Below are 20,938 nucleotides of genomic sequence, written 5' to 3'. Positions count from 1 at the left end.
GCCTCACTGGCCGGCTTGCGCTGTGCTTTGCGCATGGCCGGCGAAGTTGTTGCGTTTGCACAGCTTGGCCTCGACCTTCTGGGTACCGTTTTCTGGCCCCTGGACTTCGAGGGCGAGCAGGTTCTGGTCAGCCCAGTCTTCGTCCTCGCGCATCTGGAAGACGAAGCGGCCATCGGTATCGGAGGTCTCCGGTTTTTCGATCTTGATGTCCTCGTGGCGGCCGTTGAGGTACCAGAGGGTGGCCTGCAGTACCTTGACCGAGGGGTCCTCGAACTTGATGTCCATCTGCAGGTTGCGGTTGATCAGGTCCTTGATCACGCCGTTCTTGCCATTGACCATCAGCTCGTTCTTGCCGGGCTTGAGGGTGGCGCTGGCGCTCATCTGCGCAGGGCGGCCGTCACAGCCGTCGTCGAGCAGGGCGAGGATCTGGCGCCAGATGGTTTCCTGGTCCAGGCGGTAGAGCGGGGAGAATTCCCAGATCAGGATCTTGGGTGGGTTCTTCTGGAACTCCTCGCTGCCCAGGTACTGGATCATCGAGCCTTCCAGGCCGCCACCGGGGAAGGCGACGTTGAGCACGTCGGCACCGATGTACTGCTGCAGGAAGCCGGAGAAGTTGTAGTTCTTGCCGCTGTGGCTGGTGCCGACCAGGGTGATCTGGGCATTGCCCGAGTCGCCGAACAGGTCGTCGCCACCGCTGGCACCGCCCTTGGGTTCGGTGGCGAACTGGTCCATGTACTGCACCGCATAGCTGGTGCCGCACAGCTGGCCGGCAACGTTGTGCAGGGTGCCGGTCTTGCCCATGCGCCCGGACTTGTGGGTCTCGAATTCCTTGCGCGGGATGCCTTCGAAGGCCGGCATGTCATGCACGGTGTCGGCCACGATCTTGGCCGCGCGTTCGGCGCCGTACGGCGTCCAGTGCTGGTCGCCGCGGAAGTAGAAGTCCTTGCCCTGGTCGGCTGCGGCCAGTTGCTCGTTGGTCAGCGGCGACAGGTCGGGCACGTTGTAGCCCATCTTGGCGAAGCGCTGGAGCATGGCGCGGTAGTTGCCCAGGGCCTTCTGGTAGTCGAAGGCGGCTTTCTCGGCCGGGTTGAGCATGTTGCGGTTCACCAGGCCACGGGTCGGCTGGTATACCAGCACCAGCTCGATGCCGCGCTTCTTGAACGCATCGTGCACCTGCTGCAGGCGCTTGTAGCCGGCCGGGGTGGTGCTGAACTCGGTGCGCAGGTCTTCACGGGTACGGAACAGCCAGTCGCCCTGGGCCTGCACCAAGGTGGTGAAGTTCTGCTGGTAGCGGGTCACGTAGCGGCTGGCGTCGTGGGCCTCGGGGCACAGCTGGCAGCAAGGCTCGGCGGTGAAGCTCGGGGCCTGCACGTCGGCGGCGCGCACGCCCTGGCTGATGGCCAGGAGGGCAGCGGACAGGCCGAGCAATTTCATCAGGTGTGGGGTCATGGTCTGGGCTTCCTTAGTCGATCATTTCGGCCTGGCGTTCGACCGGGTCGATCAGCACAGCCTTCTGCTGGCGCACCAGCAGGTCGAGGATTTCGTCCTGGCGCTCGCCCAGCACGCCATTGAGGCTGATGCCGTTGGACTTGCGTGGCGCCAGCATGGAGACCTTGTACAGTTCCACCGACAACGGCGAGTCGATCGACAGCGGGCCGGAACCGTTGGCCGCCAGCTCGCCGCCGACGACGATCAGCGAGACCTTGGTGTCGAACGGGTCGAGGGCGATGTCGCGGTCGGTATCGGAAAGGTCCTTGATGTGCCCGTATACACCGACCAGGCCGTTGGCCATGGCGACGTTCTCGTATAGGCGGATGTTCACGCTGTTACGCACGCGAATGCCGTGGCGGCGGTTGTTGATCAGCTTGTTGCCCCAGATCAGGTTGTCGCCGCTCTCGTACAAGGTGATGCCGTCGGTGTGGTTGCGGTAGATCTCGTTGTAGGCGACCAGGTTGTTGACGCTGTTACGGTCCAGGACCACGCCGGAGAGCTTGTTGTCGTAGCTCTTGTTGTTGATGATCCAGCTGTCGTTGACCTCACGGGAGATGATGATCCCGTGCTTCTTCTTGGTGCCGTACACGGTGTTGCCGGCGATGATCAGGCGGTGCGAGCGGTCATGGGGGTCGATGCCATAGACGATGTTGTCGCGGTAGGTGTTGTCCTTGACCACGAAGTCCTGGGTCTCGTAGCAGTAGAAGCCGTACCACATGTCGCTGAACTCCGAGCCGATGATCCAGCCGGTGGGTTCCGGGCGGCCCATGCGCTTGGCCATGTTCGGCGTGTACTGGGAAATACTCACCCCGTACGACTTACTCTTGGCGTAGCCGAAGCTGGCCATCTTGGTATTGACGATGTAGGTCTCGGTGCCCCCCCAGGACAGCAGGAACGGGCGGAACTCGTCCGGCTTGCGGAACGTGGCCGGGCCGTTGGCCTGCTCGCGCCAGCCGGTGACCTGGGTATCGGTGACGAACAGTTTGCCGTCGTTGACGATGAACGAACCACCCTCCTGGGATAGGCGCAGCTCCTTGACCTTGCCGTTGATTTCCAGCACGCCTTTCTGGCCGACCACGATGGGCAGGCGCGCCAGGTACACGCCCGGTTCGGTTTCGCGCAGGTACTGCTTGGGCACCTGCTTGCTCAACTGCACCAGGTCGACATGCCCGTCGTCGACGAAAATCGCCTGGGGGATGCCGTGCTGGCGCCGAACCCATTCGGCGCCCTTGTTGTCGCCGCCGATGAATTCCTTGAGCGACTCTTCCTGGAGCATCCGGCGTACGCTGACCTTACCCTTGCGGCTGCGATCGAGCTTCTTCTGCACCGCCTCGGCGGTGAAGCCTGTGAGGTCGGGCAGCTTGGGCGGGTCCATGTGCAGGGGCTCGACCGGAGCGCTGGAGACTGTGTAGGTCTTGGCCTGCTGCAGTTCCTTGACCACCGGCTTGGTCGGCTCGGCCAGGGCCAGGCCGCTGCTGGCGAGCAGCAGGGCACTGGCCAACAGGCCGTGGCGGAAATTCGGGTGAAGGTTCATGAGTGTCCTCTCCCGGGCCTCAGTAGCGCCAGATCACGTCGACGAAGGCGCGGTGCATGTACGAGTCGGTCTCGCTGCCGTAGGCGTCGCCTGGCTTGAACACGCCGGCACGCAGGCGCACCAGGGCCGAAGGCTCGTCGATCGACTGGCTCAGCGAGGCCGGCAGCAGGCCCTGCTTGAAGTACTTGGTGACCACCACGTCCATCTCCTGGCCCAGGTCCTTCTCACCGTTGATCAGCGGACGGTTCACGCCGTTGTCCTCGACCACCGCGTTGATGCCGCTGGAGCCGATGTTCTGCTGGTCATCGACGCGCCAGAACTTGTGGTAGATGAAGCTTGCGTCGTAGTCGTCGCGCAGCTGCCAGGAGGCGAACAGGGTGGCCGCTTGCAGGTTGCCCAGCTCGCCACGGAAGGCTTCGCCGAAGCGGTGCACGCGCGAACGGGTGCCGGTGTAGTTGGAGCGGTTGCTCTCAAGGCCGGTCTGTTCGTAGTTGCTCGAGCCGTCGCTGCCGCCACCGCCGCTGCCGCGGGCATAGGCCGCACCGACTTGCCAGTTGGGGTTCAGGCGCAGGCGCACGCCCAAGTCGGTGGCCCAGGCATTGACGTCGCCGCTCTGCTTGCCGGTGGCGACCTGTTCATTGCCCACGGTCTGGCTGCTGAGGCTGTCGCGATCGCCGGTCAGCCAGGTGACGCTGCCCCAGTAGTTGACGGTGTGGTCGTTGCGCCAGTTGTAGGCGTCGCTGTTGGCCTCCAGGCCCAGCCAGGTGAGGTCGCCGGTGCGGGTCTTGTCCAGCGCGTCGACGGTCTCGCCCGGGTCTTTCAGGCTGCCGCTGTCGTGGGTGTGGTGGGCGCGTACGCCAACCCAGTGCCCCGGCGTCCATTGGGTGGCGACGTTGCCGTAGACGTGGGTGCGGTCCTTGTCTTCGGGCGCCAGCTCGGTGAGGTCGGTGCGGTATTCGCTGAAGCGCTGGGCCACGCCCAGGTCGGCCTTGAGCAGGGTGGTGTCGAAGGTCCAGTTCAGCGCTTCGATGTTGGTATCGCGCCACATGCCGTCGTCGCTGCGCAGGCGCTGGCGACCGAAGCGCAGCTGCTCGCCTGGGTACGGGGTGAAGCCGCTGTAGCCGACCCAGAACTCGCGCATCGCCAGGTAGCTCTTGTCGGGCTTGCGACCGTCGTCGGCGTTGTCCACGGTGCTGCCGTCGTCGGACTGGCGCAGAGTGTCGGTCTCGATGATGTCGGTGGCGGCCACCGCCTGGCCCATGGCGAAGGCGCTCCAGTTGCCACGCTCGCCGTACACCCAGGGGCGCAGGTCAAGGCCCAGGCCGTTCACGTCGCCGCCGGAGCGGGTGCCCAGGTCGCGGTCGTCCTCGGACTGGCCGGTGATCTTGATGTCCAAGCCGAAGTTTTTGTCGGCTGTCATTTCCGCCAGGGTCGGGCAGGACCACAGCAGGGCGAAGCTCAGGCCAATGCCGGCTTTCACGAATGGATTGAGCGTCATAGCGAGTCCTCACCGTCTACTTCTTTTTCTTCGTCTTGCAGGGCTTCTTGGGCCAGGGTGCTGTTGCCGACCTGGGCCATGCTGCCGCGCGCCTGCTTTTCCTGGTCCAGCAGTTGCTGGGCCTGGCTGCGTTGCTCGGGTGTCAGTTGCTGGTCGAGCTGTTGCAGCAACTCGGCCGACTGGGGTGTAGGGTTGGCCTGGGCCAGCTGGGCGAATACCCAGGCGTTGGCCGGTGCCGGGCGGATGCCGTGGCCTTCGCTGAACAGCTGGGCCAGGGCGTAGTCGGCACTGAGCTGGCCGCCACGGGCGGCGCTGAGCAGGTGGTCGACGGCCTTCTGCGGCTCGACGTGGCCCAGGTAGCCGCGGCGATACAGCTGGCCGAGGTAGTAGTGGGCGCTGATCTCGCCGGCATCGGCGGCCGCCTGCAGGTGCTGCTCGGCCTTCTTGGCATCGGCCGGCAGGGTCTTGCCTTCGTAGTAGAGGCGGCCCAGCAGCAGTTCGGCGCGAGGCTGTTCGGCCTCGCGGCCTTTGTCGATGTAGGCCAGCAGTTGGTCGTTGTCGCCAAGCTCGGGGAAGTCGTACACCAGTTGCGCCAGGCTCACCCAGGAGGCCGGGTTGACCGGTGCCACTTGCTCGAGCAGTTCCTTGGCGGTCTTCTCGTCGGTCTGGCCCAGGCTGCGGTCGGCCAGGACACGGGCGACGCTGTCGACCCGGGTGGCGGGTACCGCGCCGCTGCCATAGGCGGCCTTGAGCTGCTGGATCAGCGCGGCCTGCTGGTCGGGCTGGGCACGCTTCTGGTAGACGGTGGCCAGTTCCACATAGCAGATATCGGTGGTGTTCAGCGCGGCCTTGCAGATCTTCTCCACATCGCCCAGGTGCTGGTCGTAGGTGCCCTGGGTGCGATAGAGCAGCACCTGGGCCAGGCCCGCCTCGGGGTTGCCCGCGGCGCGCCACTGGTCGATCTGCTGCTGGGCGTTCACGTTGGGGAAGCTCTGCGGGTATTGCAGGTAGAGCATCGCCAAGGGGATCAGGGTGTTGGTCTCACCTTGTTGCGCTGCGAGCTTGAGCAGGGTCTCGGCTTCCTGGCGCTCGGCCTGGGTGGCGTCGGGTTTGGCCACCAGCAGGCGGCCGAGGCGAGCCTGGGCGCGCGGCGAAGTGGCCGCGGCGGCGCGGTAGGTGGCCTCGGCCTGCTTGAGCTGGGCCGGGTCGCGGGTGGCGACCTGGATATCGGCCAGGCCCACCTGGGCATCGCTGTAGCCCAGGTCGGCCAGGGCCTTGTAATTGCGTTCGGCCAGCGCGGTATCGCCGCGCTTCATGGCTTCGTTGGCCAGGCGCTGGTCGGGCAGGCCGGAACAGCCGGCCAGGGCGACGGCCAGGGCCAGGCCACACCATGCCAATGGGCGAGCGCTGCGCGCTCGATCGCGGGGCAAGCCCGCTCCCACAGGAAGGGCGGTCGACTCGGCCCCTGTAGGAGCGGCCTTGTGCCACGAACGAGGGCAAAGCCCTCGCAGTCCAGGCGACACCGATTCCAACGGAATAATATGGTTCGAAGGGTTCATGGTCCGATCCCTCTTACAGCCCGCGGGCCACGGCCTTGTCGATCAGCCAGTCCAGCGACGGGCCACGGTCGGCGTTGACCGAGGCAGGACGGCCGGCCAGTTCGGCAGGCAGGGCGCCGTCGGGCTTGATCTGCACGCGGATGTCCGAGGCCAGGTCTTCGCTGTTGAGGTTGGCGCTGCTGACGATCTGACCAGTACGCACGTCGTCTTCGCCGGCGATCTGGAACTGCACACGGGTGCCAGGCTTGACCTGGTCGAACTGGCGGTAGCTGAAGCGCGCCTCGATCATCGGGTTGCTGGTCCGCGGAATCAGCTGGAAGATCGGCTGGCCCTTGGCAGCGTACTGGCCGTCGTTCACCAACTGGCGGGAGACCACGCAATCGCACGGGCTGGTGAGGGTGCCGGACAGCTGCTTGCCGAACAGCTCCTCGACCTTGGCTGGCTCGAGCTGGGAGTCGTCCAAGTGGCCCTTGAGCATGTCCAGCATGCTGGTGCTGAAGCTCGCCAGCGGGGCGCCCTTGACCACTTGGCCGCCACTTTCCACCAGGCTCTGCACGGTGCCGTCGCGAGGCATGGTGACGTTGGTGGTGGGCACGGCGACTACGCCGGCCTCGGCGTGGCTGACGAAGTACATGCCATACAGCGACTTGGCGATGAAGCCGAAGGCCGCCACGCCGACCACGAACACGCCGAGGCTGACGGTGACCGCGCGCAGACGGCCGAAGGCCGACAGGCCCGAGCCGTTGTCCTTCTGCTTGCGCGCCTTGGTGAAGTTGTCGCGCTGCAGGGTGCTGAGCACGCCGCCCACGTCGATCATTTCGCCGGACAGGAAGGTGGTGATGATGTGGCGCAGGGTCGCCACGTCGCGCGGTTCCAAGTTCTGGAACTGCACGCCAGTGCGGCCGTTGCTCTGGTAGGAGCGGACCTGGAACTCGACGTCCATGGACAGGCCCAGGTTGTCGACCGTGAACTGCAGGCGGCCACGCAGCACGTCGCCGACATTCAGCGGTTTGTTGGTGTGGAAGGACAGGCCCCCGGCGGAGAGATCGTCCACCTTCACATCGTGCGTCTCGCGGTTGCGGTCCAGGTAGCGCAGCTTGGCGGGGATGCGTACCCGTACATGCTGGCGCTGGGCTTCGGACTCATGCACGACATTGGCGTTCACGGCGGTATTCATGGCGATTTCGTTCCTGTTAGTTCCGTTCCGGGGGGGCTCACACGATCATGAACAGCACAGCGACGAAGATGCTGGCCGCCGAGAAGGTCATGGTCCGCGAGGACCAGGTGTTGAACCATTGTTGAAAACTTGCGAGGTCACGCTTGAGCGCAGTCGGCTGGCGGGTCCACGACTGTTTGTCGAGGCGGAAGAACACGTAGATCTTCATGATCGCGCCGACGATCTGGTTGTAATAAAGAATCAGCGGGTAGGCCGGCCCTACGTTGTGGCCCGAGCACAGCAGCATGATGGTGAGGATCAGGCGGGTGATGCCGATCCACAGCAGGTACACCAGCAGGAAGCCCAGGCCGAACTTGAGGCTGGCGATCACCGCCACGGTCAGGCCCAGCAGGCTGGTCCACATGGACACGCGCTGGTCGAACAGGACGATGCTGGTGAACAGCCCCAGGCGCTTGAGGCCCAGGCCCAGTGCACGGGAGTTCTGCCGCAGGTTGTTGCCGTACCAGCGGTACATCAGCTTGCGGCTGGCCTTGAGGAAGCTCTTCTCCGGCGGGTGCTCGACCGTGTTGATCGCCGCGTCCGGCACGTAGAAGGTGTCGTAGCCAAGGCGCATGAGGCTGAACCAGCTGGACTTGTCGTCACCGGTGAGGAACTTGAAGCGGCCCAGGCGCCAGTGGTGCAGCGAATCGCTTTCCACGTCGGCGATGAACTCGGGGTTGGTCACCACGCTTGCGCGGAACATCGACATCCGGCCGGTCATGGTCAGCACGCGCTTGGACAAGGCCATCGAGCACATGTTGATGTGGCGCTGGGCGAAGCGCAGCTTGTGCCACTCGCTCATGATGTAGCCGCCGCGCACTTCGCAGAATTCGTTGGTGGTCAGGCCACCGACATTGGGGAACAGCTTGAACCAAGGTACGGTCTTGCGGACCACGCCTTCGCCGAGCACGGTGTCGCCATCGATCACCGCGACCACGGCATGTTCGTCGGGCATCATCCGCGAGATGGCGCGGAAGCCGAAGGCCAGGCCGTCGCGCTTGCCGGTACCGGCGATGCGCACGAAGTCCAGCTTGACGTGGGCGGGCGGGTTGTAGCGGGCCCACAGGCTCTTGACCAGCAGCTCGTCGGACATCTCCACCAGCGAACAGACCACGGTGGTGGGGTAGCCACAGTCGATCGCCTCACGGATCACCGAGCTGTAGACCTGCGCGGTGGTGTGGGCATCGATGCGGAAGCTGGTGACCATCAGGTACACATGGGACGGGTCGGCCGCCTTGCCCAGCTTGCGCACTTTACGGCGCAGGTACGGGTAGACGCCGTAGAGGAAGGCCATGCCACGGATGAAATGGGTGGCGCCCATGGAGTAGCGCCAGATGCCGACAGCGCCGACCAGGAAGATGAAGTGCTTCGACTGCGAGTCGAAGATGTCGCTGGGCAGGGCCAGGGCGATCAGCATGAGCAGGCTCACGTAGAGCAGCCACCCGGCGCACTGCAACAGCACTGTCTGGAGCCTTTGCATGTTCAGCATCCGTCGCGAGAATCAGGGGGAAGGGCAGCGGTCGCCCGCTGCCCGGCCGGTTACCAGCAGATGCCTTCGGTACGGCTGGTGGCGCAGGTCGGCTTGGTCATGAAGCCGACCAGGTCGATCACCTGCTTGCCTTCCGGTGCCTGCTGGGCGAGGGCGCGGAACTTCTCGTCGCGGTTGCCCAGGATGATCACGTCGGCGTTGTCGATGACGTGCTGCAGGTCATCGTTGAGCAGCGAGGAAACGTGCGGGATCTTCGACTCGATGTAGTCCTTGTTGGCGCCGTGGACACGGGCGTACTGGACGTTCTGGTCGTAGATGTTCAGCTCGTAGCCCTTGCCGATCAGGCGCTCGGCCAGTTCCACCAGCGGGCTTTCACGCAGGTCGTCCGTGCCGGCCTTGAACGACAGGCCCAACAGGGCGACCTTGCGCTTGTCGTGGCTTTCGATGATGTCGAAGGCGTTCTGCACCTGGGACTCGTTGCTGCGCATCAGCGAGTCGAGCAGCGGTGCCTTCACGTCCAGGCTCGAAGCGCGGTAGGTGAGGGCGCGTACGTCCTTGGGCAGGCACGAGCCACCGAAGGCGAAGCCTGGGCGCATGTAGTACTGGGACAGGTTCAGGACCTTGTCCTGGCAGACCACGTCCATCACGTCGCGGCCATCGACACCCACGGCCTTGGCGATGTTGCCGATCTCGTTGGCGAAGGTGACCTTGGTGGCGTGCCAGACGTTGCAGGTGTACTTGATCATCTCGGCCACTTCGACCGGCTTGCGGATGATCGGCGCGTCCAGCTCCTCGTAGATGGCTTGGAGCACGTCGCCGCTGGCCTTGTCCAGCTCGCCGATGACGGTCATCGGTGGGCGGTCGTAGTCGGCGATAGCGGTGCTTTCGCGCAGGAACTCAGGGTTGACCGCGACGCCGAAGTCGACGCCGGCCTTCTTGCCGGAGCAGTCCTCGAGAATCGGGATCACCACGTTCTTGACGGTGCCCGGCAGCACGGTGCTGCGCACCACGATGGTGTGGCGGCGCTCGGTGTCACGCAGCACGTAGCCGATCTCGCGGCACACCGACTCGATGTATTCCAGGCCCAGGTCACCGTTCTTCTTGCTCGGGGTGCCGACGCAGATCATCGACACGTCGCTGGCACGGATGGCTTCGGCGAAGTCGGTGGTACCGCGCAGGCGGCCATTGGCGATGCCTTGCTGCAGGAGCTGTTCCAGACCCGGCTCGACGATGGGCGACTTGCCCTGGTTGATCAGGTCGATCTTGGTCTTGGACACGTCCACACCAATCACTTCATGGCCCCGTGCCGACAGGCAGCCTGCACAGACGGCACCCACATAACCCAAACCAAAGATGCTGATACGCATCGTATTCACCTCGTGTGTTTATCACGTCGGTTCCTCCGAGAAGAACCGGACCGGGTTGATTAACCAGCAGTTTTCGGGCGCACGGCTCCCTGGCGAATGAACAGTTCGCCGAACGCAGGCATGAATAAATCCGGAGCGCGCAAAGTTGTGCACTCACAATTGGCAGTAAAAGGCCAGTAATTAAAAGGCGTGCCCTGAAATGCAGCCGTCTTTATTGCAGTTTGCTAACTCGCATACTGCTGTGCTTGTTCTTTCAATTGGAAAAATCCTATGAAATCAACCACTAGGACGATAGTAGGGGCGCGTCTCTCCTTCGTGGACAGGGCCTTCGGTCGGTACCGTTGCGCCTGTCGAAGTTATCGGAGCCGGTAGTGGATACCGGCCGTTGTCATCTGTAAGTCATTTCTCACGTGTGTCGCAGGAAATGCGTTACGGGTCCTATGAGCCGTCGCCGGTAGCAGAAGTTCCGAGGTCGGTTCGGCGGCGGTGAAAGATTTCTTAATATTTTTTCAATCGGAAATACTTTCAATCTGATAGCACAGGGGAGTTTGGCCCCCATATATAAAGGGCCGGATCGATGAGGGATGGTTATATGCCATTATGTGAAAAAATTTTTCAAAAACCGTCAAAAAACTACGAGCGGTCTTATGGCATTTTGCGATAAGCGGATGAGTGGTGGTTTTTTGGCGTCGGGATCGTGGCAGGGTGGCAATATGAAGCACCGCGCGCGCGGCGCTCGATGTACGCCTCCCACAAATCCCAAACCAGGCACTTCAAGTGGCCGGATGATCCCGCAGGAACACCAGGTGGTCCTGCTTCGACTGCTCGGCACTGTAGAAATACCCCTGCACGTCGAAGCGCTTGAGCTGCTCGGGGTCGTCGATCCGTTCCTGGATCACGAAGCGGCTCATCATTCCGCGAGCTTTCTTGGCATAGAAGCTGATGATCTTGTATTGGCCGTTCTTCAGGTCCTTGAAATCGACGTCGATCACCCGCGCGTTCAGGGCACTGCGCTTGACCGCACTGAAGTATTCGTTGCTGGCCAGGTTCAGCAGCACGTCATCACCCTGGTCGGCCAGGGCCTGGTTCAGCCATTCGCTGATGCGGGTGCCCCAGAAGGCGTAGAGGTCCTTGCCGCGGGCATTGGCCAGCTTGGTGCCCATTTCCAGGCGATAGGGTTGCATCAGGTCCAGTGGGCGCAGCAGCCCATACAGGCCCGAAAGCATGCGCAGGTGGTCCTGGGCGTAGGTGAAGTCGTCTTCGCTGAGGCTTTCGGCATCGAGCCCTGTGTACACGTCACCTTTGAAAGCCAACAGGGCCTGCTTGGCGTTGGCGGGTGTGAAATCCGGCGTCCAGCTGCCGAAGCGGGCGGCGTTAAGGCCGGCGAGCTTGTCGGACAGGTGCATCAGTTCGCTGATCTGGGCGGGCGTGAATTCACGCAGTTGGGTGATCAGCTCCTGGGAATCGTCCAGGTACTGGGGCAGGGTGAAGCGCTGGGTCACCGGCGGGGTGTCGTAATCGAGGGTTTTGGCGGGGGAAATCACCGTCAGCATCGGGTCGGCTCCTGGAATCGTCGGCGCCGATTCTACGGGTTGGCACCGGTGAGGCCAAACTATGGCGACGATAGTCGCGGACCATCAGCGGGCGTCACGTTATAGTGCGCCTGATGATGTTGCGGAGAGTTCGATCGTGCGTATTGCCTTCGTCCTGCTGGTGGGCCTGCTGAGCCTGGCTGCCCAGGCCGCCCCGTTACCTGTGGCCAGCCTGGACCGCACCTTGTGGCCGGAGCAGCTGGACAGCCCGGCGCTGTTCGATGTCGCCTCCCGGGCCGAGATCCTGTCGTTCGCCCAGGTGTTGCAGGAGAGCGAAATGCTCGACGAGCCGGCGCTGGCAGCGCGCTTGCAGCTGCGCCAGGTCAACCTGGCGTCCATCCGTGCGGTACGTGCGCGCATGTGGCAGCGGCTGTGGGAAAACTACCAGCAGGCCCAGCGCAGCTGCGAACAGGACGCCTCGTTCTGCTACCCGCTGGAATCGATGGCCGAGCTGCGTACCCTGGCCGCCACCTTCGCCGGTGACGTGGGGGAGTTCTATGTGCCATGGATCGAGCCCAGCCGGCAATTCCACAGCCGCTACCTGAACGAACAATTGCGCAAGGCGGCGGTATTGCCCCAGACCAGCAGCGAGATCGAGCGTTTGTCCAGCCGTGAGCGCAATGGTGACGAGCTCAACGACCGGGTGTTCCTGCTGACCTTCGTCGGTGGGCCTGGCCCTGAAGGCAGCAGTACCGATGTGCTGGTCGACTACCTGCGACGACAGAAGCTCGGTGGCCTGTTCTTCGTCATCGGCAACCGCCTGCAACAACGACGCGACGCCGATGCGCCGGGCGCGCTCGCTGCGCTGTATGAGGACCAGTGCGTGGGTATCCAGGGCTGGGAATATCGCTCCCATGCGCAGTGGTCGGATTGGCAGGACTCGCTGCGCCGAGCCCAGACCCGGGTCCAGGCGGACTTGCCGGAGCAGTACGTGCCGTTGTTCCGACCGCCCTATGGGCAGCGCAGAGCCGATGGCGAGGCGTTCATGGGGCGTCAGAAATTGCAGGTATCGTTGTGGGACATCGATGCCCAGGATGACAGTGCGTTGAGCGCACAGGCCTCGGCCCAGCGAGTGCTGACCTTGATGCTGCTGTGGCGCAAGGGCGTGATCCAGTTCCACGACAGCCAGCCCAAGGCGCAGCCAGCGGTGGAGTGGTTGCTGCGCAACACGGCGCAGAGCGGGATCGGCTGGGAGGATTGCCTGGAATACGGGCGGCGGGAATAACTGGCCCTCTGTGGTACCGCGATCAAGGGCGAAGGCCCTTGCCTGGCGACGGTGATATCGGGGGTGGCCTGATCGCGGGGCAAGCCCGCTCCTACAGAGGCAGTACCCGCCGTATCGCGCAATTATGCAGTGCTTGATCTTTGACTCTAGACCCGTCCGGGGCTCAAGCCAAGCCCTGAACATCAATCGGAAAAATAAACTTCAACTGAACGTAAAAAGACTTTTTCTGGTCATCATTTATGCGGTATGTAGGAACCAGACAGCCGAATCCTGCAGCACAGGTGGCGTCATCCAGGCCCTCCTTGCCAGGTGCGCTCCCCGCCCGTAACGACGCGGATACGGGGAGAACGGCGGTCACTCTGCGGCGCAGCATTACGCGTCGTGTGGCTTTCACATAAGGTGACCGAGTATGGATGACCAAGGACGCAATTCTTCCTCCACCCAGCCAATCCTGTATGTGCTCGATACCAATGTCCTGATTCACGACCCCAACGCATTGCTCAACTTCGAGGAGCACCGTGTCGCCATCCCGATGACGGTGCTGGAGGAACTCGACAAACTCAAGACCGGCAAACACACCATCGCCGCCGAATGCCGCCAGGCCATCCGCCTGATCGACCAGACCCTCGGTGATGCCTCTCCCAGCGACGTCGAGCAGGGTGTGCCGATCCAGCGTGGCAAGAGCGGGCCCAAGGGCTTCCTGTCGATCCTGATGAGCCCGCGCAACGAACCGAACCGGCTGCTGCCGGAGAACCTCAACGACAACATCATCATCAACCAGCTCCTGGAGCTGCGCAGCCGCCGCGCCGACCTCGATGTCGTGCTGGTGACCAAGGACATCAACATGCGCCTGAAGGCGCGTGCCTGTGGCATCGCTGCCGAGGACTACAGCACCGACCAGCTGGTCGATGACGTTGCCTTGCTGTCCAAGGGCTACCACTCGGTGACCGGCTCCTTCTGGGACCGGGTCAGCAAGGTCGAGACCCGCCAGGAGCGCGGCCGTACCTGGCACCGGGTGCAACTGACCGACAACCTGCCGGCGGTGCACGTCAACGAGTTCATCATCGATGAGCAGGGCTTCGTCGGTTGGATCAAGGGCATCCGCGAAGACGAACTGCTGTTGCTCGACCTGCACCAGGAGCCATTGCTGCACCAGGAGGCCTGGGGCCTGAAGCCGCGTGACATCCACCAGAGCCTGGCGCTGTTCGCGCTGCTCGACCCGGATATCCACCTGGTCAACCTCACCGGCGCTGCGGGCTCCGGCAAGACCATCCTGGCGCTGGCCGCAGCCATCGAGCAGACCATGGTCAGCAAGCGCTACCGGCGGATCATCGCCACCCGCAGCGTGCAGGGGCTGGACCAGGAGATCGGCTTCCTGCCGGGTACCGAGGCCGAGAAGATGGAGCCCTGGCTGGGCGCCATCACCGACAACCTCGAAGCCTTGCACATGGATGACGAGAGCACCCATGGCAGCGTGGAATACATCCTCGAGCGGGTACCGCTGCAGTTCAAGTCGCTGAACTACATTCGCGGCCGCAGCTTCCAGCAGAGCCTGATCCTGATCGACGAGTGCCAGAACCTTACCCCGCACCAGATGAAAACCATCATCACCCGTGCTGGGGCCGGGTCGAAGGTGGTCTGCCTGGGCAACCTGGCGCAGATCGACACCCCTTACCTGTCGGCCACCAGCTCTGGCCTGACCTACCTCACCGAGCGCTTCAAGGACTTCCCCCACGGCGTTCATATCACCCTGCAGGGCGTGCCACGCTCGGTACTGGCCGAGTACGCCGAGTCGCATCTGTAATGCCCACTGCCGGGCGGCCCTCCGCCCGGCCTTCTCCGTTCACCGTACGCCCTCTGTAGGAGCGGCCGACATATTCCCCTGCTCAAACCTGACCTACAGGTTTACACTCTTTGTTCCCTTCACAGGAGCAGAGCAGTGCTGACTCATCTCGATTCCCAGGGGCGCGCCAATATGGTCGACGTCACTGAAAAAGCCGTGACCGCGCGCGAAGCGGTGGCCGAGGCGCGGGTGCGCATGTTGCCGCAGACCTTGCAGATGATCGTCGATGGCGAACACCCCAAGGGTGACGTATTCGCCGTGGCGCGCATCGCCGGTATCCAGGCGGCGAAGAAGACCAGCGATTTGATCCCGCTGTGCCACCCATTGATGCTCACCAGCGTCAAGGTCGAATTGGCCGCCGACGGCAGCGATGGGGTGCATATCGTCGCCCGTTGCAAGCTGGCCGGGCAGACCGGCGTGGAGATGGAAGCGCTGACCGCCGCCAGTGTCGCCGCGTTGACCCTCTATGACATGTGCAAGGCGGTGGACAAAGGCATGGTCATCGAGCAGGTGCGCCTGCTGGAGAAAGTCGGCGGCAAGAGTGGCCATTACCAGGTGGAGGCGTGATGAAGGTTCAGGTCATGTATTTCGCCCGCTATCGCGAACTGCTGGGGCTTGACAGCGAGCGCCTGGAAGGGGATTTCGCGGTACTCGACGATGTGCGCCAGGCATTGGTCGCCAAGGGCGGGCAGTACGCGGTGCTGGCCGAGCAAAACCTGATGTGCGCGCGTAACGAAGAGCTGTGCAAGCTCGACGAGGTGCTGGAAGAGGGCGACGAAGTGGCGTTCTTCCCGCCGGTGACCGGAGGCTGACCATGGGTGTTCGGGTTCAGCAGCAGGCGTTCGACCCCGGCGTGGAAACCAACGCCATGCATGCCGCCAACGTCGGCGTCGGCGCGGTGGTGGGTTTCGTGGGTTACGTGCGCGATTTCAACGATGGCCTGGATGTCGCGGGGATGTTCCTCGAACACTACCCAGGCATGACCGAGAAGGCCCTGGCCAAGATCGTTGTCGAGGCCGAGCAACGCTGGCCGCTGCTCAAGGTCGAGGTGCTGCACCGCATCGGTGCGCTGGAGCCGGGCGAGCCGATCGTCTTCGTCGGTGTGGCCAGCGCCCATCGGCAAGCGGCGTTCGATGCCTGCAACTTCATCATGGATTACCTGAAGACCCGAGCGCCGTTCTGGAAGAAGGAGAATACCCAGGAGGGGCCACGGTGGGTGGAAGGCAAGCAGAGCGACCAGGATGCCGCGCAGCGCTGGTAGTCAAAGTGCGCCGCCGCCCCCTCACTGTAGGAGCGGTAAGCGGCCTGCATCAGTGATGCTTGCGCGGCACCGGCTTGAGCAGCTCGTCAGGCGGCATCTCGCACTTGATCTTGCGACCCAGCAGTTCCTCGATGGCTGGCAATTGGTAGGCGTCGTCCTCGCCCGCGAAACTGATCGACACGCCACTGGTGCCGGCACGGCCCGTGCGGCCGATGCGGTGCACGTAGTCGTCCGGGTCTTCCGGCAGGGTGAAGTTGATCACGTGGCTGATGCCATCGATGTGAATGCCGCGGCCGGCCACGTCGGTGGCCACCAGCACGGCGATGCGGCCTTCGCGGAAGCTTTCCAGGGTGCGGATGCGCTTGTGCTGCGGCACGTCGCCCGACAGTTGGGCGGCGTTGATGCCATCGCGCACCAGGCGCTCCTCGACCCGCCGCACTTCGTCCTTGCGGTTGGCGAAGACCATCACCCGTTCCCACTTGTTCTGGGTCACCAGGTTGTACAGCAGTTTGTATTTGTCGCTTGAGGCCACGGCGTAGACGTGTTGCTCGACCGTCTCGCTGGCCACGTTCTCCGGCTCGATCTCGACGATGGCGGGGTTGGTGGTCCACTGCTTGGCCAGGTTCATCACGTCATCGGTGAAGGTGGCCGAAAACAGCAGCGTCTGGCGTTCGCTCTTGGGTGGGGTCTGGCGGATGATCTGGCGCACCTGCGGGATGAAGCCCATGTCGAGCATGCGGTCGGCTTCGTCCAGCACCAGTACTTCGACCATGTCCAGGTGCACCTCGCCGCGCTGGTGGAAGTCCAGCAGGCGGCCCGGGGTGGCCACCAGGATGTCGCAATGGCGCGCTTCCAGGGCCTTTAGCTGCTTGTCGAAGTCCATGCCGCCGACGAATGTCATCACGTTCAGGCCGCTATACCTGGTCAGGGCCATGGCGTCCTTGGCGATCTGCACCACCAGCTCGCGGGTTGGCGCGATGATCAGCGCACGGGGCTCGCCCATGTAGCGTTCCTTGGGCGGCGGCGTCTGCTGCAGCTGGGAGATGATCGAGATCAGGAACGCGGCGGTCTTGCCGGTGCCGGTCTGGGCCCGGCCGATGGCGTCCTTGCCGCGCAGGGTATGGCCCAGTACCTGGGCCTGGATCGGTGTGCAGTAGGGGAAGCCCAGGTCGTGGATGGCATGCATCAGCTCGTTGGACAGCTTGAAGTCATGGAAGCGGGTCTTGCCTTCCTGGGGCTCGACCACGAAGTCTTCCGGCTTCCACAGGCTGGCCTGGGGCTTTGGCTTGCGCTCGCGGCGAGGCTTGTCTTGGGGGGCGGGTTTTTCCGCACGCGGGGCGGCCGTTGGCGCTGCCGCTTCGACGGGCTGGGCTGGGGTTGCCGGCGGCTCTGCCGCGGGCGGGGGGGTAATCACGTTGGCAACGGGTGCGACGGCCTGCGGGGCAGCGTCGGGCTTGCCGAATATTTTCTTGAGTGCCTTGAGCACGATCGTCTCGTCAACTGGTTAAGGAATGTACGCCGGGCAGTGTAATGCAAGAACCGGGCGCGGCGTAGTGGAGTGCGCCGACAACTACGGATGAATGCACCGCTAGCGCAGGTGGCGTACAAGCCAGTTGTAGATGTCGTTGATTTCCTGGGGCACCACTTCGTGTTCCATCGGGTATTCCTCCCAGGCCGCCTCGACACCCCAGTGCTTGAGGTGCTCGTAGGCCGTGCGGCCCATGGACGGGATCACCACCGGGTCATGCACGCCGTGCAGGCACAGGGCCGGGGTGCGCTGCTGGCAGGCGCTGAGCTGGTGCTCGTCAGTGAAGGTCGGGGCATAGGTCGACAACGCCAGCACGCCGCCCAGGGCCTCCTGCCACTTTATATAGGCTGTGTGCAACACCACCGCACCCCCCTGGGAGAAGCCGGCGAGGAACACCCGCGCCAGGTCGATGCCCTTGGCGCGCTCGGCCTCGATCAGTGCCACCACCTGCTCGGCAGATTCCTCCAGTTGCGCTTGATCGATGGCGCGGGCCGGGGTCATGGCCTTGATGTCGTACCAGCTGGGCATGGCGTAGCCACCATTGATGGTGACCGGGCGGGTAGGCGCCTGGGGCATCACGAAGCGGGTGCTGAGCAAGTGTTCCTGCAGGGCCTCGGCCACCGGTAGGAAGTCGTAACGGTCGGCCCCCAGGCCGTGCAACCAGATCACACAGGCATCGGCGGTGTTCTGGGGTTCGAGGATCAAAGGGTTGGTCATGGCTGCTCCGAAAGTGTGCGCACACACAGGTTCTGGTGCGTGAAAAGAAGGCGTGCACGGGTAATGCCACAAGAAGATGTCGCAACTCTACAACTTTTCCGGCTTGACGACCGCTTAAACGCTTAAGCGCATGACTATGGTACGCCCTTTGCTACGGATCAACCGATGCGAGGGGATCGACCGGCGACGGTAACACCCCTCGTGCGGATAGTAAGGCTGTCATCAGAACAGCTCATTGCGCCATTGACCCAATAACAAGCCAACCAGGGGTCGGATGCGCCTCATAAGGGTGCGGTGCAATTCCGGCTCGATACAACAAGAGCGATTGGAGGTTGTGAATGAAGATGTTGAAAACCACCCTGGCAGTCCTGACCGCTGCCGCTGCGCTGGGCGCCACCAGTTTTGCCCAGGCCGGCGCCACCCTTGATGCGGTGAAGAAGAAGGGCTTCGTCCAGTGTGGCGTGAGTGACGGCCTCCCGGGCTTCTCGGTACCGGACAGCACCGGCAAGATCGTCGGTATCGACGCCGATGTATGCCGCGCCGTGGCGGCGGCGGTGTTCGGCGACGCTACCAAGGTCAAGTTCAGCCAGCTCAACGCCAAGGAGCGTTTCACCGCACTGCAGTCCGGCGAAGTCGACGTGCTGTCGCGTAACACTACCTGGACCAGCTCGCGCGATGCCGGCATGGGCCTGGTGTTCGCCGGTGTTACCTACTACGACGGCGTCGGTTTCCTGGTCAACAAGAAGCTGGGCGTCTCCAGCGCCAAGGAACTCGATGGGGCGACCATCTGCATCCAGGCCGGTACCACCACCGAGCTGAACGTCTCGGACTTCTTCCGCGCCAATGGCCTGAAGTACACCCCCATCACCTTCGACACCTCCGACGAGAGTGCCAAGTCGCTGGAGTCCGGCCGTTGCGACGTGCTGACCTCGGACAAGTCGCAGCTGTTCGCCCAGCGTTCGAAGCTGGCTGCACCGAGCGAGTACGTGGTGCTGCCGGAAACCATCTCCAAGGAGCCCCTGGGCCCGGTGGTGCGCAAGGGCGACGAGGAGTGGTTCAGCATCGTCAAGTGGACCCTCTTCGCCATGCTCAACGCCGAGGAAGCGGGCATCACCTCGAAGAACGTCGAGGCCGAGGCCAAATCCACCAAGAACCCCGACGTCGCTCGCCTGCTGGGTGCCGACGGCGAGTACGGCAAGGACCTGAAGCTGCCCAAGGACTGGGTGGTGCAGATCGTCAAGCAGGTGGGCAACTATGGCGAAGTGTTCGAGAAGAACCTGGGCCAGAGCACGGACCTGAAGATCGACCGTGGCATGAACGCCCTGTGGAACAACGGCGGCATCCAGTACGCACCTCCAGTGCGCTGATGGTTGCACCCTGCGGCGGCATTCCGCCGCCGCAGGCTGTTCGATCCCATCCTTGCGGGGCACTTCATGCAAAATCGAATCGGCGCGCAGAAGGGGTTTTCCCTGAGCGATCCACGTGTGCGCGCGTGGCTGTTCCAGGTGGTCACGGTGGTGTTCGTGGTCGGCCTGGGCTGGTACCTGTTCCATAACACCCAGACCAACTTGCAACACCGGGGCATCACCTCGGGCTTCGACTTCCTCGAGCGCAGTGCGGGCTTCGGCATCGCCCAGCACCTAATTCCCTATGTGGAGTCGGACAGCTATGCCCGGGTTTTCGTCATCGGCCTGCTCAACACCCTGCTGGTGACCTTCATCGGCATCATCCTGGCCACGGTGCTGGGCTTCGTCATCGGCGTGGCGCGGCTGTCGCCGAACTGGATGATCAGCAAACTGGCGACCGTGTACGTGGAGACCTTCCGTAACATCCCGCCGCTGCTGCAGATCCTGTTCTGGTACTTCGCCGTGTTCCTCACCCTGCCGGGGCCACGGGGCAGCATCAACCTCGACGACACCTTTTTCATCAGCAACCGCGGCCTGAACATGCCCGGGGCGACCATGGCCGAGGGCTTCTGGCCGTTCGTGCTGGCCCTGGTGCTGGCGGTAGTCGCCATCGTGTTGATGGTGCGCCTGGCCAACAAGCGTTTCGACGAGACTGGCGAGCCGTTCCACAAGTTCTGGGTGGGGCTGTTGATGTTCATCGGCATCCCTGGCGTCTGCGTGCTGCTGTTCGGTAGCCCGGTGCACTGGGAGGTGCCGCAGCTCAAGGGCTTCAACTTCGTCGGCGGCTGGGTGCTGATTCCCGAGCTGCTGGCCTTGACCTTGGCGCTGACCATCTATACGGCGGCGTTCATCGCCGAGATCGTGCGCTCGGGCATCCGCTCGGTCAGCCATGGCCAGACCGAGGCCGCGCGTTCGCTGGGCCTGCGCGAGGGGCCTACCCTGCGCAAGGTGATCATCCCCCAGGCCTTGCGGGTGATCGTGCCACCGTTGACCAGCCAGTACCTGAACCTGGCGAAGAACTCGTCCCTGGCGGCCGGTATCGGCTACCCGGAGATGGTCTCGCTGTTCGCCGGTACCGTGCTCAACCAGACCGGCCAGGCCATCGAGGTGATCGCCATCACCATGAGTGTCTATCTCGCCATCAGCATCAGCATTTCGCTGCTGATGAACTGGTACAACAAGCGCATCGCGCTGATCGAGCGGTGAGGGTAC

Annotated in this window: 17 protein-coding genes; 7 read left to right on the top strand and 10 right to left on the bottom strand. The window is 63.5% G+C overall.

What is annotated here, in order from left to right:
* Window positions 1-3 precede the first annotated feature (3 nt).
* From IRZ56_RS07650 to yaaA, 8 genes are all read right to left on the bottom strand, one after another.
* Window positions 4-1,449, bottom strand: coding sequence for an alginate O-acetyltransferase (locus IRZ56_RS07650; protein ID WP_196144392.1), 1,446 nt, complete (start codon window positions 1,447-1,449; stop codon window positions 4-6).
* Between the two features lie 13 nt (window positions 1,450-1,462).
* On the bottom strand, window positions 1,463-3,025 hold the full coding sequence (algG, locus tag IRZ56_RS07645; protein ID WP_196144391.1) for a mannuronan 5-epimerase AlgG: 1,563 nt from the start codon (window positions 3,023-3,025) through the stop codon (window positions 1,463-1,465).
* 19 nt (window positions 3,026-3,044) lie between these two features.
* Window positions 3,045-4,523 (bottom strand): alginate export family protein, encoded by a 1,479-nt coding sequence (locus IRZ56_RS07640; RefSeq protein ID WP_196144390.1) that lies wholly within the window; start codon window positions 4,521-4,523, stop codon window positions 3,045-3,047.
* The gene (algK, locus tag IRZ56_RS07635; RefSeq protein WP_230390348.1) at window positions 4,520-6,082 is read right to left on the bottom strand and encodes an alginate biosynthesis TPR repeat lipoprotein AlgK; all 1,563 of its coding nucleotides are present in this window, start codon (window positions 6,080-6,082) and stop codon (window positions 4,520-4,522) included. Before algK ends, IRZ56_RS07640 begins: the two co-directional genes overlap by 4 nt.
* Window positions 6,083-6,095: 13 nt before the next feature.
* A complete protein-coding gene (locus tag IRZ56_RS07630; protein ID WP_196144388.1) occupies window positions 6,096-7,259 on the bottom strand; it encodes a PilZ domain-containing protein in 1,164 nt (387 codons plus the stop codon).
* Window positions 7,260-7,296: 37 nt separating this feature from the next.
* Window positions 7,297-8,778: a mannuronan synthase gene (gene alg8, locus IRZ56_RS07625; protein WP_230390347.1), complete on the bottom strand. Its 1,482-nt coding sequence runs from the start codon at window positions 8,776-8,778 to the stop codon at window positions 7,297-7,299.
* 59 nt (window positions 8,779-8,837) lie between these two features.
* Window positions 8,838-10,154 (bottom strand): nucleotide sugar dehydrogenase, encoded by a 1,317-nt coding sequence (locus IRZ56_RS07620; RefSeq protein WP_196144386.1) that lies wholly within the window; start codon window positions 10,152-10,154, stop codon window positions 8,838-8,840.
* A gap of 773 nt (window positions 10,155-10,927) precedes the next feature.
* Complete coding sequence (yaaA, locus tag IRZ56_RS07615) at window positions 10,928-11,707, bottom strand: peroxide stress protein YaaA (RefSeq protein ID WP_196144385.1); 780 nt, start codon at window positions 11,705-11,707, stop codon at window positions 10,928-10,930.
* A gap of 136 nt (window positions 11,708-11,843) precedes the next feature.
* Between yaaA and IRZ56_RS07610 the strand changes: the two genes are divergently transcribed.
* The 5 genes from IRZ56_RS07610 (at window position 11,844) to moaE (ending at window position 16,075) form a co-directional block, all read left to right on the top strand.
* Window positions 11,844-12,971 carry a polysaccharide deacetylase family protein gene (locus tag IRZ56_RS07610; RefSeq protein ID WP_196144384.1) on the top strand — a complete coding sequence of 376 codons (1,128 nt, stop codon included), beginning with the start codon at window positions 11,844-11,846 and terminating at the stop codon, window positions 12,969-12,971.
* A 409-nt stretch (window positions 12,972-13,380) separates the two neighbouring features.
* Window positions 13,381-14,775 (top strand): PhoH family protein, encoded by a 1,395-nt coding sequence (locus IRZ56_RS07605; RefSeq protein WP_196144383.1) that lies wholly within the window; start codon window positions 13,381-13,383, stop codon window positions 14,773-14,775.
* A gap of 135 nt (window positions 14,776-14,910) precedes the next feature.
* Window positions 14,911-15,381 (top strand): cyclic pyranopterin monophosphate synthase MoaC, encoded by a 471-nt coding sequence (gene moaC / locus IRZ56_RS07600; RefSeq protein WP_196144382.1) that lies wholly within the window; start codon window positions 14,911-14,913, stop codon window positions 15,379-15,381.
* Window positions 15,381-15,626: a MoaD/ThiS family protein gene (locus tag IRZ56_RS07595; RefSeq protein WP_196144381.1), complete on the top strand. Its 246-nt coding sequence runs from the start codon at window positions 15,381-15,383 to the stop codon at window positions 15,624-15,626. Before moaC ends, IRZ56_RS07595 begins: the two co-directional genes overlap by 1 nt.
* Window positions 15,627-15,628: 2 nt before the next feature.
* Window positions 15,629-16,075 carry a molybdopterin synthase catalytic subunit MoaE gene (gene moaE / locus IRZ56_RS07590; protein ID WP_196144380.1) on the top strand — a complete coding sequence of 149 codons (447 nt, stop codon included), beginning with the start codon at window positions 15,629-15,631 and terminating at the stop codon, window positions 16,073-16,075.
* A 49-nt stretch (window positions 16,076-16,124) separates the two neighbouring features.
* On the opposite strand, the gene rhlB is transcribed toward moaE, so the two are convergent.
* Together rhlB and IRZ56_RS07580 are read right to left on the bottom strand one after the other, a co-directional pair.
* Entirely contained in the window at window positions 16,125-17,561 is a 1,437-nt protein-coding gene (gene rhlB, locus IRZ56_RS07585; protein WP_196144379.1) for an ATP-dependent RNA helicase RhlB, read from the bottom strand.
* Window positions 17,562-17,663: 102 nt separating this feature from the next.
* Window positions 17,664-18,320, bottom strand: coding sequence for an alpha/beta hydrolase (locus tag IRZ56_RS07580; RefSeq protein WP_196144378.1), 657 nt, complete (start codon window positions 18,318-18,320; stop codon window positions 17,664-17,666).
* Window positions 18,321-18,658: 338 nt separating this feature from the next.
* Between IRZ56_RS07580 and IRZ56_RS07575 the strand changes: the two genes are divergently transcribed.
* Window positions 18,659-19,687 carry an amino acid ABC transporter substrate-binding protein gene (locus tag IRZ56_RS07575; protein WP_196144377.1) on the top strand — a complete coding sequence of 343 codons (1,029 nt, stop codon included), beginning with the start codon at window positions 18,659-18,661 and terminating at the stop codon, window positions 19,685-19,687.
* 66 nt (window positions 19,688-19,753) lie between these two features.
* Window positions 19,754-20,932, top strand: coding sequence for an amino acid ABC transporter permease (locus IRZ56_RS07570; protein ID WP_196144376.1), 1,179 nt, complete (start codon window positions 19,754-19,756; stop codon window positions 20,930-20,932).
* The last annotated feature ends 6 nt before the right edge of the window (window positions 20,933-20,938 follow it).

The organism is Pseudomonas guariconensis (assembly GCF_015680235.1).
GTDB lineage: Bacteria > Pseudomonadota > Gammaproteobacteria > Pseudomonadales > Pseudomonadaceae > Aquipseudomonas > Aquipseudomonas guariconensis_A.
Note: the sequence above shows the minus strand (reverse complement) of the source record. Positions and strands in the feature narration are given on the sequence as shown.